The 16,308-nt window shown below is 69.7% G+C and carries 12 protein-coding genes; 7 read left to right on the top strand and 5 right to left on the bottom strand.

The genetic code is table 11. The features are described 5' to 3' along the window. From ABT025_RS19860 to ABT025_RS19845, 4 genes are read left to right on the top strand one after another with little or no spacing between them, the layout of a single operon-like run. On the top strand, positions 1–1,116 hold the full coding sequence (locus tag ABT025_RS19860) for an FAD-dependent monooxygenase (protein ID WP_350995807.1): 1,116 nt from the start codon (positions 1–3) through the stop codon (positions 1,114–1,116). A gap of 4 nt (positions 1,117–1,120) precedes the next feature. After that, on the top strand, positions 1,121–2,044 hold the full coding sequence (locus tag ABT025_RS19855; RefSeq protein ID WP_350995804.1) for an alpha/beta hydrolase: 924 nt from the start codon (positions 1,121–1,123) through the stop codon (positions 2,042–2,044). A 43-nt stretch (positions 2,045–2,087) separates the two neighbouring features. Then, positions 2,088–3,029 carry an MBL fold metallo-hydrolase gene (locus tag ABT025_RS19850; RefSeq protein WP_350995802.1) on the top strand — a complete coding sequence of 314 codons (942 nt, stop codon included), beginning with the start codon at positions 2,088–2,090 and terminating at the stop codon, positions 3,027–3,029. Positions 3,030–3,042: 13 nt separating this feature from the next. After that, the gene (locus ABT025_RS19845) at positions 3,043–4,782 is read left to right on the top strand and encodes a CocE/NonD family hydrolase (RefSeq protein WP_350995799.1); all 1,740 of its coding nucleotides are present in this window, start codon (positions 3,043–3,045) and stop codon (positions 4,780–4,782) included. 94 nt (positions 4,783–4,876) lie between these two features. Here the strand turns inward: ABT025_RS19845 and ABT025_RS19840 are convergent, their stop codons facing one another. After that, positions 4,877–5,869, bottom strand: a complete 993-nt coding sequence (locus ABT025_RS19840) for an Lrp/AsnC family transcriptional regulator (protein ID WP_350995796.1) — start codon at positions 5,867–5,869, stop codon at positions 4,877–4,879. A 552-nt stretch (positions 5,870–6,421) separates the two neighbouring features. Here ABT025_RS19840 and ABT025_RS19835 point away from each other — a divergent pair. Together ABT025_RS19835 and ABT025_RS19830 are read left to right on the top strand one after the other, a co-directional pair. Further along, a complete protein-coding gene (locus ABT025_RS19835; RefSeq protein ID WP_350995793.1) occupies positions 6,422–7,561 on the top strand; it encodes an FAD-dependent monooxygenase in 1,140 nt (379 codons plus the stop codon). A gap of 150 nt (positions 7,562–7,711) precedes the next feature. After that, a complete protein-coding gene (locus ABT025_RS19830) occupies positions 7,712–8,662 on the top strand; it encodes a sugar ABC transporter substrate-binding protein (RefSeq protein ID WP_350995791.1) in 951 nt (316 codons plus the stop codon). Positions 8,663–8,690: 28 nt separating this feature from the next. Here ABT025_RS19830 and ABT025_RS19825 read toward each other — a convergent pair whose 3' ends face one another. The 4 genes from ABT025_RS19825 to ABT025_RS19810 all read right to left on the bottom strand — a co-directional run bounded on the left by ABT025_RS19825 (position 8,691) and on the right by ABT025_RS19810 (position 13,478). After that, on the bottom strand, positions 8,691–9,992 hold the full coding sequence (locus tag ABT025_RS19825; protein ID WP_350995788.1) for a BNR-4 repeat-containing protein: 1,302 nt from the start codon (positions 9,990–9,992) through the stop codon (positions 8,691–8,693). 231 nt (positions 9,993–10,223) lie between these two features. Then, entirely contained in the window at positions 10,224–11,531 is a 1,308-nt protein-coding gene (locus tag ABT025_RS19820) for a sugar ABC transporter substrate-binding protein (protein ID WP_350995785.1), read from the bottom strand. A 100-nt stretch (positions 11,532–11,631) separates the two neighbouring features. Continuing rightward, a complete protein-coding gene (locus ABT025_RS19815) occupies positions 11,632–12,552 on the bottom strand; it encodes a carbohydrate ABC transporter permease (RefSeq protein WP_350995783.1) in 921 nt (306 codons plus the stop codon). After that, the gene (locus tag ABT025_RS19810; protein ID WP_350995781.1) at positions 12,549–13,478 is read right to left on the bottom strand and encodes a carbohydrate ABC transporter permease; all 930 of its coding nucleotides are present in this window, start codon (positions 13,476–13,478) and stop codon (positions 12,549–12,551) included. Before ABT025_RS19810 ends, ABT025_RS19815 begins: the two co-directional genes overlap by 4 nt. A 433-nt stretch (positions 13,479–13,911) precedes the next feature. Between ABT025_RS19810 and ABT025_RS19805 the strand changes: the two genes are divergently transcribed. Continuing rightward, complete coding sequence (locus ABT025_RS19805) at positions 13,912–16,209, top strand: FAD-dependent oxidoreductase (protein ID WP_350995779.1); 2,298 nt, start codon at positions 13,912–13,914, stop codon at positions 16,207–16,209. The last annotated feature ends 99 nt before the right edge of the window (positions 16,210–16,308 follow it).

Below are 16,308 nucleotides of genomic sequence, written 5' to 3'. Positions count from 1 at the left end.
ATGCAGCTCTCAGACCTCAAGAACCTCAAGATCGCCATCGTCGGAGCCGGGTACGGCGGTGCTGCGGCAGCCAAGGCGCTGAGCCTGCTCGGCGCTGACGTCAACGTCTACGAGCAGGCGAACCAGATCCGGGAGGCCGGTGCCGGCATCGGCCTGCGCCCCTCCACGATGAACCGGTTCCGCGAATGGGGAATCTTCGACGCGATCGCGAAGGTGAGCTCGCCGAGCGAGATCTTCGAAATCCTCACGCCCACCGGCGAGCTGATCATGAAAGAGGAGTGGCCGGTCGCCGGAGAGCAGACCGACACCCACCTCATCCACCGCGGTGACTTCATCGACGCCCTCCTGAGCGTGCTCCCCGAGGGCATGGTGCACCTCGGCCACAAACTGGAGAGCGTCCAGGACACGGGCGACGGCGCCGTCCTCACCTTCGCCAACGGTGCGAGCGTCGAGGCCGACCTGGTCATCGGCGCCGACGGCATCAAGTCCGTCGTCCGCCGGGAGCTGTTCAGCGAGAAGGAGCCGGTCTTCTCCGGCGAGCACGCCTACCGCGCCGTCATTTCGGCCGACGACGCCCACGGGCTTGTCGTCGACGACAACCTCCGGATGTACATCGGCCGCGGCACGAAGATCTATCTGCTGCCGCTGCGCCACCGCAACCAGGTGTCCTTCGACATCACCGCCCTGTGCCCGGACGGCACCTGGGTGCCCGAGGTCTCCAAGGAAGACCTTCTGGCGACCGTGGAGGGCTTCGACGAGCGCCTCGTGAACATCACGCGCGAACTCGACATGGACACCGTGAACATCCGGGCCGTCTACGACATCGACTCCATCGACACGTGGCACTCGGACTCCGTCGTCCTGATGGGCGATGCCGCGCACTCGATGCTGCACCACCAGGGCCAGGGTGCGAACTCGGCCGTCGAGGACGCCGGCGCGCTCGCCGACGCCCTGCGGGACGCGAACTCCGTGAAGGAGGCGCTGGCCCTGTTCCAGGCCACTCGCAAGCCGGTGACCGACAAGCTGCAGGCGGTCTCCCGCCAGGGCTGGAGCGAGGGCGAGATCGACGAGGTCTTCCCCGGTCAGAAGCCCGCGGCTGCCGGCGTGAAGGACTGACACCATGAGCCTGCACCCCGAGATCGCCAAGTTCGTCGCAGGCCTGCCGGCTCCGGCCGGTGGCCCGCTCGACCCGGTCGCCATGCGCGCCGGCGACGAGACACACGTCGCACCCCTCGACGAGCGCCTGCCGCTCCACGCGGTCGAGGACGTCACCGCCCGGACCGCTTCGGGCGAGGTACCGGTGCGGATCTACACTCCCGCCGAGACCGCCGGCCGCGGCGCGCTGGTCTACTTCCACGGCGGCGCGTTCTTCCTCGGCAGCCTGGACACGCACGACCACGTCGCGCGCTCCCTGGCGAAGGAGACCGGCCTCAAGGTCATATCCGTCGGCTACCGCCTGGCGCCCGAGGCCGTCTTCCCGGCCGGACTCGACGACTGCTACGCGGTCGTGCGCTGGGCCGCTGAGGAGGACGAGAGCCTCGCCCGGGACGACGCGCCCCTCGTCGTCGCAGGCGACAGCTCCGGCGGCAACTTCGTCGCCGCGGTCGTGGCCAGGGCCCACGACGACGGCTTCCACCGGATCACCCACCAGGTCCTCTACTACCCCTCCCTCGACCTGGACTTCGACGTCGACCGCTACGCCTCGCTGCGCGAGAACGCCGTGGGCTACGGCCTGGAGACGGCCGGGCTGAAGCCCTTCAACGCCTTCTACCTCGACAGCGGCGCCGACCCCGCGGACCCGCTCGTCTCGCCGCTCAAGCGGACCGACCTCACCGGGCTGCCGCCGGCCCTCGTCGTCACCGGGGAACACGACCCGCTGCGCGACGAGGGCGAGCTCTACGGCCGGCGGCTGCGGGAAGCCGGCGTGGACGCGACGGTGAGCCGGTACGAGGGCGCGGGCCACGGGTTCGTCCAGCACTTCTCCTGGATCCCCGAATACCACCGCGTCTTCGCCGAGACGCGCGCCTTCCTCGACCGGAACTGACCCGGCCGCTCCGCCCCACGTACGAGTCCGGAAAGAGAAGACCATGTCGCACACAGTCAACGTCCATCCCCTGTTCTCGCCGTGGGGCCGGTTCGGCCTCTACAGCTTCTACATCGACGCACCCGAGCCGGCCATCGTCGACACGGGGATCGCCTCCTCGCCCGCCGAGGGGATGGCTCCCGCGCTGGAGGCGATCGGCCGGCGCATAGAGGACGTGCGCTGGATCCTGCTGACCCACGGTCACATCGACCACGTCGGCGGGGCGCACGCCCTCTGGGAGCTCACCGGCCGGCGCGCCCAGGTCGTGATCCACGAGGCGGACGCCCCGATGCTCCGCTCGCGGCGCGCCCATGTGGAGGAGTACCTCGCGGGCCGGGGCGGATACCTGGGCGACCCCGAGGGCGAGGCGAAGGTCACGGCCGCGACGCAGACCGTCATCTCCGGCGAGATGGAGCCCTCACTGCTCGTCAACGGCGGCGAGACCCTCTCCCTCGGCGGCGACGTCACCGTCTCGGTGCACGCGATCCCGGGGCACACACCCGGATCGGTCGCCTACTCGATCGACGGACAGCGCTCGGTGTTCGTCGGCGACGCGGTGCAGGTCCACGGGGCGGCCAACGGCTTCCCCGGCTACATGGACCCGGCGGCCTACCGCACCGGCCTGGAGTACGTGCGCGACGAACTCCGCCCGCGGCACCTGTACCTCGGACACCCGTACCGCCGCACCGACGGAACCCCGTACGGCGTCGAACTCGACGCCGCGCAGGCCCAGGAAGCCCTCACCCAGAGCCTCGAGGTCGAGGGCCGTGTCGGCGCGGCCGCCTGCGGCTGCCTCCGGGCCGGTCTGCGGGAGACGGATTCGCCCTACTCCCCGTTCGCCCCGGCCGCCGAGGAGCTCGGCTACACCGGCGACCCCGCGCTCGAACCGTCGCCGTTCTTCACGTCGATGCACGGCTACCGCATGCAGCACCACCAGAACTCGTAGCACAGGAGCACTCATGACCGACTTCCAGACGATCCAGGCGGGCGGGCAGAAGATCACCGTCCGCAAGGATCTCCGAGTGCCGATGCGCGACGGTGTCGTGCTCGCCGCCGACACCTACAGCGGCGTCGACGACAAGCCCCGGCCGGCGCTCGTGGCGCTCAGCCCGTACGGCAAGGAGCTGCAGGCGCTCGCCCTCACCACCCCGCCGCAGCGGCGCCCGAGCCCCATGTGGGACGGCTGCATCGAGGCCGGTGACATCGCACGCGTCGTCCAGGAGGACTACGTGCACGTCATCGGCGACCTCCGGGGCTCCGGAGCCTCCGAGGGCGAACACATCGGCAACTACAACGCCGGTGGTGTCTCGCTCGGCCAGGACGCGTACGACTTCATCGAGTGGGTCGCGGCACAGCCGTGGTGCGACGGCAACGTCGGCATGATCGGCATCTCCTACTTCGGCTCGATGCAGGTGCTGGCAGCAGCCGAACGGCCGCCGAGCCTCAAGGCGATCTTCGTCAGCGGCGGCCACTACGACTTCTACGAGACCACCTACCACGGCGGCGTCATGTGGTTCATGCCGCGCGCCGCGCGCGAGGGCCGCGGCGGCGACTCGGGCTGGGCCTTCACCGACGGCGTCAAGTCCCGCATGCTGGAGACCTTTTCGCCCGAGGAGATCAAGGAGCGCGTCGCCAAGCGCCTCCAGGACCCGGACGTGGCCGCCTGGCCGAACCTCTTCCACGTGCTGAACTACCCGAAGAACCACGAGGCCTGGTTCGACATCGTCATGAACGAGGTCGACAGCGAGTGGTACGAGGAGCGCAACCCCATCACGCTCGCGCCCCGGATCGACATCCCGGTCTGGCTCCAGATCGACCAGGGCCGCGGCTGGACGATGGACGGCACCATCGAGACCTACCACGCGCTGAAGGGTCCGAAGAAGCTCGACATCGGCCCCTACCCGCCGATGCAGTCGCGCCCCTTCATCGAGGAGCACGACAAGATGTTCCGCTGGTACGAGTACTGGCTCAAGGGCATCGACAACGGGATCATGGACGAGCCGCCCGTCACCGTCCACGTCGAGGGCTCGCGCGAGACCGTCACCGGTACGCAGTGGCCGCCGAAGGACGTGGCGTACAAGTCGCTCTACCTGCGTCCGCGCCGCAAGCTCTCCTTCGAGCCGGAACTCATGGGTGCCGAGCACGCCGCGCCCGACGGCTTCTACCAGGCGCCGCTGACGGTGACCGACAAGGTGGAGATCCTCAACTGGAGCACCGCCCCGTTCACCGAGCCCACCGAGCTGATCGGCCAGGGCGCGGCGCACATCTTCGCGGAGATCGACCAGCCGGACACCAACTTCATCCTGCGCATGTGGGACGAGGCCCCGACCGGCAAGCGTCAGCTCATCACGACCGCCTACCTCAAGGCGTCGCACCGCGAGCTCGACGAGGCGCGCACCACGGAGGGCGACCCCTACCACCCGCACACCCGCGCGGTGCCGGTCGAGCCGGGGAGGATCGAGGAGTACGTGCTGCGCGTCTACCCGTTCGCGGCGACGTTCCTGCCCGGGCACAAGCTGGTCGTGGAGCTGTCCAACGACGAGCCGCTGGCCGACGAGCACAACGCCCTGCTGCCTCCGGACGCCTTCCATCTGCCGGTGGGCCGGCCCGTCACCCACAAGATCTACCGTGACGCCGCGCACCCCTCCCGGCTGGTGCTGCCGTTCACGACGACCGCGGCGGCGGACGCGGCGCGGTAGGACACGGCGCGGCACCCTCGAAGGGGCGGCCCCTGCGGCCGGCACGTGCCCCCACCCCCCGGTGGGGGCACTGCTGTCGTCGGACCCGGCCCGCTCAGCCGATGGCTGGGGCGGCCGGCGCAGGGTCGGTGGTGAGCGCCTTGACCCGGCGGAGTGTGAGGACGGTCTCCGCCGTCTGCACGTCGCCGATGGCGCCGATCTTCTCGGTCAGGAAGCCGTAGAGGTCGTCCGTGGTGCGGCAGAGCGCGGAGACGACGAGATTGGTCCGGCCCGTCACGGCCGCGGCGAAACGCACTTCGGGGTGGCGTGCGACCTCCTGGCCGGCCCGAGCCAGCGCGTGGGGAGCGACGGTCAGCCAGCACAGGGCCTCGACCCCCTGGCCGAGCGGTTCGTGGTCGTACTCGACGGCGAGATACAGCACGCCGGTGGCGCGCAGCCGTTCCAGGCGCCGTTTGACCACGGTCTCGGACAGGCCGGTTGCGGCCTGCAGTTCGGTGAGCGGGGCTCTGCCGTCCCGCCGCAGCACCTGGAGCATGGTCTGCTCGGCGGCGTCCAGCACGACCGGTGCCGCAGGGGGCGCGGAGGCGGGAGCGCGGAGCGCGCTCTCCTCCTCCGGACCGAGCGCGCTGATCTTGCGCAGCCACCTGAGGGAGTTGCCGTAGTAGGCACGCAGGATGCAGTGGGCGCTGACCGAGGTGACGTGAGGAGTGCGCTGGAGGCGCTCCAGAAGAAGCTCGTCACGGTCCTGCCTGCTGTGCGGCTTGATCGCGCACACGACCTCGGTGCCGCCGGCCGCCAGGTCGACGTAGTGGGTGTCCGGCCGGCGGGCGAGCGCGGCGGCCAGCTGCGCCGCCGTGTCGTGCGCACAGCCGAGCCGGACGATCCAGCTGGTCCGGCCGAGACGGCTGTCGTCGATCATGCCGGTCACCCGCAGACGGGCGGTGCCGCGCAGCCGACGGAACCGGCGCGCGACGGTCTGGTCGGAGACGCCCAGCACCTGGGCGATGTGACTGAACGGCGCACGCCCGTCGAGTTCCAGCGCCTGAAGCAGCTTCAGGTCGAGTACGTCGAGGGCTTGGTGCGCCACAGGGTTCTCCCGTGTGAGCTGAAGGGGCGGCGCCATCCCGTGACGCGGCTGGGCGATGACATCGTACGGGGCGTCCTCCCATTCCGCCCCCAAGGTTTCAGGGAAATTATCCGGCGGCCCGGTGATTGATTCTCTTCGCCCCGAAGTGGGTCGTGTCCCCTGCCGTCGGCCGGTCATAATGCGACGGCCGGGGAAATCCGACATCGGCATCGGGCAAATAATGGATTCCCGTCACGCGTTCGCTGACGGGAGGGCCTCGATTCGGTGAACTGCCAGCTCATGGCCGTTTGGTGAGTGAGGGATTCCGGCGTCCGGAATCGATCCGGTGTCGATTCCTCTTCCCCGTATCCGTCGATCCCAGACGAAAGGGTCGTCGGGAATCGACGTTCTCCGAGAGAGCATTTTCCGCGAGGGCGCAAGTATCCGGGTACGCAAGCTATAGGTGCGTTCCTGCCTGGTTCCCGCTCTGTGAAAAGGCCGTTACGTTCACCTCGAATCCGGCCCCCGTGCGTTCCCGCACCGGGGCCAAGGCGACGAACCCGGGTGGTTGCAATGAACGGAAGCACTGTTCTGATCGTCGGCGGCGGGATCGGTGGGCTGTCCGCCTCCATCGCGCTGAGTGACGCGGGCTACGACGTCAATGTCGTGGAGATCCAGGAGGACCTCCACTCGTCGGTCTACGGCGTGGGAATCATCCAGCCGGTGAACGCGCTGCGGGCGCTGGACGCGATCGGCTGCGCCGAGGCGTGCATGGCCGTCGGGTACGCGACCACGGCCTGGGGCCAGATGCTCGACGTGGACGGCAACCTCGTCCGCGAGATGCCGGGAGCCAGGATCCCCGGGTCAGAACTGCCGCCCATGAACGGCCTCACCAGGCCGCAGCTGCACAGGATCCTGACGGACAAGGCCCTCGGATCCGGCGTCACCATCGACTACAGCAAGACCTTCACGACGCTCACCGACGGGCCGGGCGGTGTCGAGGTCACCTACACCGACGGCTCCGCGAACGTCGTGGACTTCGTCGTGGGTGCCGACGGCGTCTACTCCAAGGTCCGGCCCTATGTCCTGGCGGAGGACGTCGAGCCGGTCTATCTGGGCCAGTCGGCCTTCCGGCTCAACATCCCCCGGGAGCCGGAGATCGACCGGATCATCCTGCAGCACGGTCCGGAAGGCCTCGCCGGGTTCGTGCCGATCGGTCCCGACCTCGCCTACCTCTTCTACAACACCACGTGGGAAGAGGGCCGCTGGCTGGACCAGGACAGCATGGCGGACGAACTGCGGAAGCGTCTCGCGCCGTTCGGCGGTCTGACCGGGCGGGTCCGTGACAAGTACGTCAACGACTCCTCCCAGATCGTGTTCCGCCCGGAGGAGTGGCTGATCGCACCGGGGCCGTGGCACAACGGCCGCATCGTGCTCATGGGCGACGCGGTGCACGCGGTGACCCCGCACCTCGGACAGGGGGCGGCGCAGGCCATCGAGGACGGTGTCGTTCTCGCCCAGTGCCTGTCGTCCCACAGCGGTCATGAAGAGGCGTTCGCGGCATACACCGAGCGCCGCTACGAGCGCTGCAAGCTCGTCGTGGAGTCGTCGGTGCAGATCGGCGAGTACGAGATGGACCCCGCGAGTCACCCGGACTTCGACCATGCCGGACTGACCCAGCGCGTTCTGGAGGCGATGGCCCGGCCGATCTGATCGCGGAAGGCCGGGCCGGTGACCGCCGGGCCGGCACGCTTCCCACCGGCGCAGGGACTTCTCCCCGCGTGAGTTGGCCGGCGTTCGCCCGCACCCCTGACGGCAGGGCCGTCACCCCACCTGCTCACCCGCAAGCAAAGGCGGTTCACCATGCCCTTCTCCGCCCGTCTCCGCCGGGACCTCGCAGCTTCGCTGGCCGTCGGCACCTCCGTCGCACTGAGCGGCTGCGGTGCCGGTTCCGGCGGCGACGGCTCCGTCACCCTCGGCTTCGTCAACGGCGACACCAGCGAGTTCGCCACCTGTCTGCAGAAGGCCGTCGAGAAGACGGCGAAAGCGGCGGGCGCCGAGCTCTACCTCGCCAACTCCCGGATGGATCCCGGCAGGGAACTGTCCAACATCGAGGACATGATCTCGCGCGACGTCGACGTGCTGGTCGTGCAGACGGTCAACGTCGACGCGCTCGAAGGCGGCATCGCGAAGGCCGACTCCGCCGACGTGCCCATCTTCCTGACATCCGTCGCCACCGACGACATCTCCGGCATCCTCGGCGCGGCAGTCGTCGACCTCGAGCGCCTCGGCGCGCTGGACGCCGGCTGGATCGCGAAGGACGCCGCCGGGAAACAGGTCGAGGTGGGCATCGTGGCGGGGGCGCCGGGGGCCGCCTCGGACCTGATGGTCTCCGGCTTCACCGCTGCCCTGCCCGACAACGCGAAGGTCGTGGCGAACCAGCCCGGGATGTTCAACCCGGTGGAGGCCCAGGACGTCGCCGAGAACATGATCGAGGCCCACCCCGACCTGGACTACGCCTTCGTCGCCAACGAGGAGATGGCCTTCGCCGTCCGCAAGGCGTTCGACGCCGCCGGTGCCCGGGACGTCCGAATCGTGACGGAGAACGGTACGGACAAGGGGCTGTCCGCAGTGAAGGACGGCCGGTTCTCCGCCACCGTGGCCAACTCACCCCAGGTGATCGGCGAGACGGCGGTGACGAACGCGCTCGCACAGTGGAAGGGCACCGAGCCGGCCGACAGGATCGCCCAGATCCCCCTCGCCCTGATCACGAAGGAGAACCTGGACGAAGCGCCCCCGTACTGTTCCGCGTAGACCCTGGGAGGTCAGGCCCCGCGAGCTCTCAACGAAGCCCGTAGTAGAGCGAGTTGTGCGCGGTGTCCGGCAGGTACAGTACGTCCTTCCCGTCCGAGTCCTGCCGCACCGCGAGCCGGTCCGCGCTCACGCCCGGCGCGGCGGACTGCGAGGTCCACGTGCCGCCCGAACCGGTCGCGGCGAAGACGCGGTCGGTACCGGAGCCGGTCACGTAGTACACCCGCCCGGCGTCCGTCGCGTCCCAGGTGATGCCGAGGGCGGCAGCGGTCTGGCCACCGGCGTACACGGTCTGCCGGGCCCAGTCGCCGCCGCTCGGGGACGCGTAGTACACGCGGAAGTCGCCGGCGCTGTCGGCCGAGCGGTAGCGGTAGGCGACCTTCGGGGAGGAGCCGTCGAGGGTGAGCTTGGCGCTCTGTACCGCCGGGCCCGTGTAGGCGTTGTCGATGCTCCACTCCTCACCGGCCGTGAGTTCCTGGATCACATCGGACGTGGCCGGTGTCACCGGAGTGGTGACGGCCGCGCCCGTGCTGTCCGCGAAGGCGCCGGTCGCCGGGTCGTAGCGCAGGTAGGAGAGCTGGTGCCGGAAGGCGGTCGCCGGCGCCTTGGCCCACTCGTACAGGAGGTGCACCCGCCCGGCGGCGTCCACCGTCAGGTCGTCGGGGTACACGGAGCGGTTCAGTGCGCCGGCGAAGGTGGCGACCACACTCCACTGTGCGGCGGCGTTGTCCCAGCGGTACAGCCGGCCGGGGCGCTGGTCCGCCCCGGCGCCGACGCGGGCGGCCAGGTACAGGTCGCCGTTGGGCGCGGTGGTCACGACCGGGTACGTGATGGCCACGCCCTGGTCGGGCAGCTCGGCGGAGTGGTCCGTGACGTCCCCGCCGGGGGCCTCGGTGCGGAAGTAGCGCCAGGGGTTGGCGTGCATGGAGGTGAACACATGCAGACGGCCGCTGCCGTCGCGCGCGACGGACGGCTGGTTGTGGCCGTTGTCGTCGGGGAACTCGGCCTGCTGCCCGCTCCCGGCGAGCAGCGGCAGACGGCTCCACACACCGTCCGGGTCGCGCCGCGCGATGGCCGGGCGGTGCGTGGCGGCCGTCGCGCCGGGTTCGTTGAAGGCGAAGTACGTGTACTGGCCGCGGCCCTTGTAGGTGGCGGCAGGCGTCCACCAGGCGGCCTGGTTCGAGGTGTCCATCGTGTACGGGACCTTCTCGATCACCGTCGCCGCTGCCGCCGCACGGTCCGTGCTGTCGGCCTGGGCGATCGGGCCGGGCGTGAGCAGGGCGGCCAGGACCGCTGCCGAGGCGGCGTACGCGCGTGCCGTGGGACGTCGCAAGGTGAACTCCTTCGCGGGCGGGATGGTGGGGGAGCGGTTCGGCCCCGCGGGCCGGTCCGCTCCTCCGCTGCGCACCGGAATTTACAACAGATCCCATATCGTGAATAGAGATTGCACAATGAGGATTCTGAATACGCGTGACGGAAGCAGAGTGCGGGAATTGCGGGCATGGCGAAGGGCCCGGTGAAGGCCGTTCCGCCTTCACCGGGCCCCTTGCAGCCCTGCGCCGTCTCAGCGCTTGATGAGCGCGGCGACCTCCTCGCCGGCCTTCTTCATCGCGTCCTTCGGCTTCGACTTGCCGACCAGGACGGCCTGGACCTGCTTGGCCACGGCCTCCTCGATCTGCGCGTTCTGGGCGAACTGCCAGAACGGGCTGCCCGTCGCCGTCTTGGTGATCTTCTCGGTCCACTCGGTGGTGAAGGTGTCCTCGGCGACCTTCGGGTCGGCCAGGCCCGCCGTGGTGGACGGCGGCAGGGCCCGCGACGCGAAGTACTCGGTGGTGGTGGCGAGGTCGGAGGTGGTGTGCAGCGCGAACTGCGTGGCCGCCTCCTGCCCCTTGCCGTTGACGATCGCGATCACGCCACCCCACAGCAGTGCCTGCGGCGTGTCACCGGAGCGCAGCACCGGGCGCTGCATCGGCTGCATCGCGTCGGCCAGTGTCCTGTCCTTGGACTGGGCCGCGGTCACACCCTTGCCGATGACGGCGTCGTCGTAGAAGGCGGCCTTCCCCTGGCCGAACAGGGCGCGCGCGTCGAAGCGGTCCACGTCGGCGGCTATCAGCTTCGCGTCGTGCAGCTTCTTGTACCAGGTGACCGCGTCCACGGACGCGTCGTCGCCGATGGTGACCTTCTCGCCGTCCATCAGCGTGCAGCCGAAGGTCTGCATCCACGGGAAGATGTCCTTGAGCTGCGCGACCTTGGTGGCCGCAGCGTAGGGCACGACACCGCCGCCGAGCCCCTTCAGTGCCCGCAGCGCGTCCTCGAACTCCTCGATGGTGGTGGGGTGCTTCTTGACGCCGGCCTTCTCCAGGAGCTTGGAGTTGGCGATCACGCCGATCGAGCCGGTGTTCCACGGCAGGCCGTACTGCTTGCCGTCGTACACGCCGCTCTTCAGCGCCACATCGGTGTAGCCGCCCTTCGGGGCCACGGAACCGAGGTCGGCGAGCTTGCCCATCTGCGCCACCGCGGCGAGCCAGGCGATGTCGAGGTGCACCGCGCCGGTCGTCTCCCCGCCGCCGAGCTTGAGGGTCAGCTGGCTCAGGTACTCGTTGTACGGGTACGAGACCGCGCGGACCTTGGACTTCTCGGCCTTCTCCCAAGCGGCGACGATCTTCTCGATCGAGGGTCTGGCGGCCTCCTCGTTGAGCGACCACGAGGTGAAGTCGAAGTCCTTGGACTTCGTGTCGCCACCGTTGGAGGAGCTGCCGGAGCCGGCCGGGGACGGCGCGCAGGCGCCCAGCGCGCCGACGCCGGCCACACCGAGGGCGCCGATGCCGAACATGCGCAGCGCGCCGCGGCGGCTGATGCCAGAGGTGGTCATGGTGTCTCCATGGGGAGTGTACGGACGGGGAGGTGCGGGGGGAGGGTGCGGGCGGGAACCGCGGACCCGGCTCAGGACCGGGCCGGAGGGTTCCGCGGTCTCAGCTCTTGACCGAGCCGGCGGTCATGCCGCCGACGAGGTAGCGCTGCAGGAACATGAAGGCGACGACGACCGGGATGGACACCACGAGCGAGGCGGCCATGAGCTCGGGCCAGGCGGCCTGGAACTCGCCGATGTAGGTGGAGACGAGGCCGGGCGGCAGGGTCTGCTTCTCCTTGTCGGCCAGCGTCACCGCGAAGATGAAGTCGTTCCAGCCGCGGACGAAGGCGAACAGCCCGGCGGCGACCATCCCGGGTGCGGCCAGCGGGGCCACGATGGAGTGCAGCGTCCGCCACCGGGACGCGCCGTCGATGGAAGCGGCCTCCAGCAGGGCGTCCGGGATGGTGTCGAAGATGCCCTTCAGCATCCAGACGCACAGCGGCATCGTGAACGTGGTGAAGGACAGCACCAGGGCGGTGTACGTGTTCAGCAGGCCGAAGCTGGAGAACACCGCGTACAGCGTCACCAGCAGGAGCGCCTGGGGGAACATCTGGGAGGCCAGCACCATGTGCATCAGCGAGCGCCGGCCGCGGTAGCGGAACTTGGAGAACGAGTAACCCATGTACGTGGCGACGACCACGCTCAGGACCGCGGTGATCGAGGCCACGATGAGCGAGTTGAGCAGGTACTTGATGAGCTGGTCGTTCTCGGCGAGCGCCGTGAAGTTGCTGAAGGTGATCTCGGTGGGGATCAGCTTCGGCGGGAACTGGAAGGCCTGCTCGGGGCTGCTCAGGGCGGTGGCCAGCAGCCAGTAGACCGGCAGGAGCCCGAAGGCGCCGATCACCACGACGGCGGTCCAGGCGACGATCCGCGAGCGCAGCAGGTCCTTGCGCATCCGGGGCCGTGCGATGCGTCCGGCGGACGAGGCGGACGTCTTCAGCCGGTCGGTGCCGGGCAACGGGGTGGAGGTCGTGGACGTCATCGGGCGTCGCCCTTCCGCTCGGTGATCCTGAGGTAGACGGCGACAAGGATGAGCAGGAGCAGCATCCACAGACCGCCCAGCGCGGTCGCCCGGCCGATGTCGAAGCCCTTGAAGGCGGTCTGGTACACGGCGGTCGCGAAGGTCTCGGTGGCGCCGGCCGGGCCGCCGCCGGTGAGCACGTAGATGGTGTCGAAGTGCTGGAAGTTCCAGATGAACTCCAGCAGCAGCACGATCGAGGCGACCCCGCGCACCTGCGGCCAGGTGACGGCGAAGAAGCGCCGGACCGAGCCCGCCCCGTCGATCGAGGCCGCCTCGTGCAGCTCCTTGGGCACGGTCTGCAGACCCGCCAGGAGCATCACCATCATCCAGGGGAAGCTCGCCCAGGTCTTGGTCACGATGACGGCGAGCATGGCGGTGCCCGGCTGGCCGAGCCAGGACACGGACTCCTCGATGAACCCGGCCTTCATGAGCACGCCGTTCAGCACGCCGTAGTTCGCGTTGAAGATCCACATCCAGAGGAAGGAGACCACCACGCCCGGGATCACCCAGGGGAACAGGAACAGGCCGCGAAGGAAGCCGCTGCCCTTCAGTCCGGAGTTCAGCGCGAGCGCGAGCGCGAATCCGAGCACGAAGGGGACGATCGTCGCGCCGACGGTGAAGACCATCGTCTGCTTGAAGATCGTGAGGAAGTCGCCGTCCAGCCAGTAGGCGAAGTTCTCCAGGCCGACGAACTCACGGCCCGGCAGTCGCAGATCCTGCTTGAAGAAGCCGGTGAACAGGGCAGACAGCAGCGGATAGAAGATGATCGCGGCGAACAGGGCGAGCCCCGGTGCGGTCAGCAGCAGTGCGAACGCGCCGTTGGAGAGTCGTCCACCGGTCCGCTCGCGTCGTGGAGCGGCCTTCCGTGGAGGTGCGGCCGTACTCATGGATCAGTCCTCTCGAACGGGGCGGGAGCGGTGGTGCAGGGCGTGCCACGGTGGCTGCGTTCCGCAGGGCGGAGTCGATGCGGCCGGACGTGAGCCGTGAGCCGCGCCGTCCCGTGCGCCGGCCGAGGCCCTGTGTGAAGGTCATGCTGCCGCACTGAATACAAGTTGCAGCATGCGGGATCGTTCTCCATATGGTGCGAAGACGTCAACCCTTTTGGTCGGTGAATCGTCGGTTCTGTGCAGAACCGACGAGGTCGATGACCTGCCGCGGGCTCAGGCGGTGACCCTTGCCGACGGCATCGTTGGCTGCGCCGGAAACTTACAACACATCCCACTGACTGAACAGTAGTTGCACAATATGGATGTGATGTACGTTCATGGTCGCTCCGCTGTGGCGGAGAGAATCCGTGCTTCACACCGAGGAGGCCGCCCCGTGCGGGAAGAAGAGGTCCATTACGACATCGCCGTCATCGGCGGCGGCCTGGCGGGGACCTGCGCAGCCATCGCCGCGGCCCGGCTCGGCCGGCGCGTCGCGCTGGTCAACAACCGGCCGGTGCTGGGCGGCAACGCCAGCAGCGAGGTCCGCGTCTGGGTCTGCGGAGCCACCGCCCACGGCGTGCACCGCTGGGCCCGGGAGACCGGCATCATGGGCGAGCTGTACACCGAGAACCAGTACCGCAACCCCGAGGGGAACCCGTACTACTGGGACCAGGTCGTCCTCGACGCGGTCCGGGCGGAACCGGGCATCGACCTGTACCTCAACACCGACGTACGGGAGGTCGACGCGAGCGGCCCGGACGACGCGCGCGAGGTGCACTCCTGCACCGGCTGGATGATGGGCTCCGAGCGGCGCATCACCTTCCACGCCCGTCAGTTCCTCGACTGCACCGGGGACGGCCTGCTCGGCCACCTCGCGGGCGCCCACCACCGCATCGGCCGCGAGGCGCGCGAGGAGTTCGGTGAGCCCTGGGCGCCCGAGGAGAAGGACGAGGCGCTGCTCGGTTCGACCATCCTGTTCCACACCAAGGACGCCGGCCGGCCGGTGAAGTTCGTTCCGCCCGCGTACGCCCGTGACCTCACGACCACGCCCATCCTGCGCAACCGTGTGCTGCGCACCGGCGACAACGGCTGCGACTACTGGTGGATCGAGTGGGGCGGAGAGCACGACACCGTCCACGACAACGAACGCATCCGTGACGAACTCCAGGCCGTGATCATGGGCATCTGGGACCACATCAAGAACTCCGGCGAGTTCCCCGACGCCGAGAACATGACGCTGGAGTGGGTCGGCAGCCTCCCGGGCAAGCGCGAGTACCGCCGCTTCCTCGGCGACCACATGCTGAGCCAGCAGGACGTCCTGGAGCAGCGGCAGTTCGACGACCGCGTCGCCTTCGGCGGCTGGTCCGTCGACCTCCACCCGGTGCAGGGGATGTACGCCGACGAGCCCGGGGCCCGCCAGCGCTACGCGGACGGAATCTTCCACATCCCGCTGCGCTCCCTGTACTCGGCGAACGTCACGAACCTCCTGTTCGCCGGGCGCAACATATCCGCCACCCACATCGCGTTCGGTGCCACCCGCGTGATGGCCACCTGCGCCACACTCGGCGAGGCCGCGGGCACGGCCGCCGCACTGTGCGTCGCCGAGGGCATCGGCCCGCGCGAGCTCGCCGCCGAGCGTCCCGAGCTGGTGCGCCGCGCCCTGCTGCGGCAGGACGCCTCGGTGATCGGCCTGGGCGACGACGACCCCCACAACCTGGCCCGTGCGGCCCGGGTGAGCGCCTCCTCGTACCTGAGCCGGCTGGCGGCGGAGCCGACGCGGGACGCGCCCGGCGAGCCGTACCCGCTCACCCGCGACCTCGCGCTGCTGCTGCCGGTCGACCCCGCGCTAGACACGGTCGACCTGCTGGTCCACGGCGCTCCGGGCGAGCCGAGAGAGCTCACCGTGGAGCTGTGGGGCACCGGCCGCCCCGAGAACGCCGTCCCCGTCGACCATCTGCTCACGACCGCGGTGACCGTACCGGCCGACGGTCCCCACTGGGTCACGGCCCGTCTCGGCCACCGCCCGGACGCCCCGGAGAACGTCGTCCTGATCGTGCGCGCCTGTCCGGACACGGCACTGGTCCTCGTCCCCGTGCGCACCGACGGTGTTCTCGCGCTGCGCAGCAGGGTCGAGGGCGATGTGGCCGTCGACCACGACATTCCCGAGGAGGACGGCCAGCTGGTCCTGGAGTGGCAGGCCCGCGGACTGCGCCGGCGGACCTTCGGATTCCGTGCGGCCCCGGAGACCGCGGCGTTCCTGCCCGAGCGGGCCGTCGGAGGGTTCCAGCGCCCCTACGGGGGGCCGCAGATGTGGTCGTCGGAGGCGTTGGCCGACCCGGACCGGGCGGAGCAGTGGCTGCGCCTCGACTGGGACGAGGAGCGCCGGATCGGCGAGGCGCGTGTGGTGTTCGACGACGACGTCGACGAGTACCTCAACAACCTGCACCGCCATCGCACCCCCTTCGAGGTCATGCCGGAGCTGGTCCGCGACTACCGCGTCCAGAGCCGCGAGCCCGACGGCACCTGGCGCACGCTGCTGACGGTGACGGACAACCGCCGCCGCCACCGCGTGCACGAGCTGCGCGGTCCGGACGGCGGTCCCGTGAGTACCGGCGCCCTGCGTCTCGTGGTGGACGCGACGCACGGGGCGCCGCACGCGCACGTGGTCGCGTTCAAGGCGTACGGCGCGTAGGAGCGCGGCGAAGAGGGGGTGGGGCTTCACGGGGGCCGGGCGCCGCCCGAACCCCCCCGGGAGAGAGAGCGGGGCGAGGAGCGCGGCCGAGCGCGCCCC

The organism is Streptomyces sp. NPDC002809 (assembly GCF_040295435.1).
Taxonomy (GTDB): domain Bacteria; phylum Actinomycetota; class Actinomycetes; order Streptomycetales; family Streptomycetaceae; genus Streptomyces.
Note: the sequence above shows the minus strand (reverse complement) of the source record. Positions and strands in the feature narration are given on the sequence as shown.

Coding starts and splice junctions, on each gene's coding strand:
- ABT025_RS19860 (WP_350995807.1), top strand. CDS start 1: ATGCAGCTCTCAGACCTCAAGAACCTCAAGATCGCCATCGTCGGAGCC.
- ABT025_RS19855 (WP_350995804.1), top strand. CDS start 1,121: ATGAGCCTGCACCCCGAGATCGCCAAGTTCGTCGCAGGCCTGCCGGCT.
- ABT025_RS19850 (WP_350995802.1), top strand. CDS start 2,088: ATGTCGCACACAGTCAACGTCCATCCCCTGTTCTCGCCGTGGGGCCGG.
- ABT025_RS19845 (WP_350995799.1), top strand. CDS start 3,043: ATGACCGACTTCCAGACGATCCAGGCGGGCGGGCAGAAGATCACCGTC.
- ABT025_RS19835 (WP_350995793.1), top strand. CDS start 6,422: ATGAACGGAAGCACTGTTCTGATCGTCGGCGGCGGGATCGGTGGGCTG.
- ABT025_RS19830 (WP_350995791.1), top strand. CDS start 7,712: ATGCCCTTCTCCGCCCGTCTCCGCCGGGACCTCGCAGCTTCGCTGGCC.
- ABT025_RS19820 (WP_350995785.1), bottom strand. CDS start 11,531: ATGACCACCTCTGGCATCAGCCGCCGCGGCGCGCTGCGCATGTTCGGC.
- ABT025_RS19815 (WP_350995783.1), bottom strand. CDS start 12,552: ATGACGTCCACGACCTCCACCCCGTTGCCCGGCACCGACCGGCTGAAG.
- ABT025_RS19810 (WP_350995781.1), bottom strand. CDS start 13,478: ATGAGTACGGCCGCACCTCCACGGAAGGCCGCTCCACGACGCGAGCGG.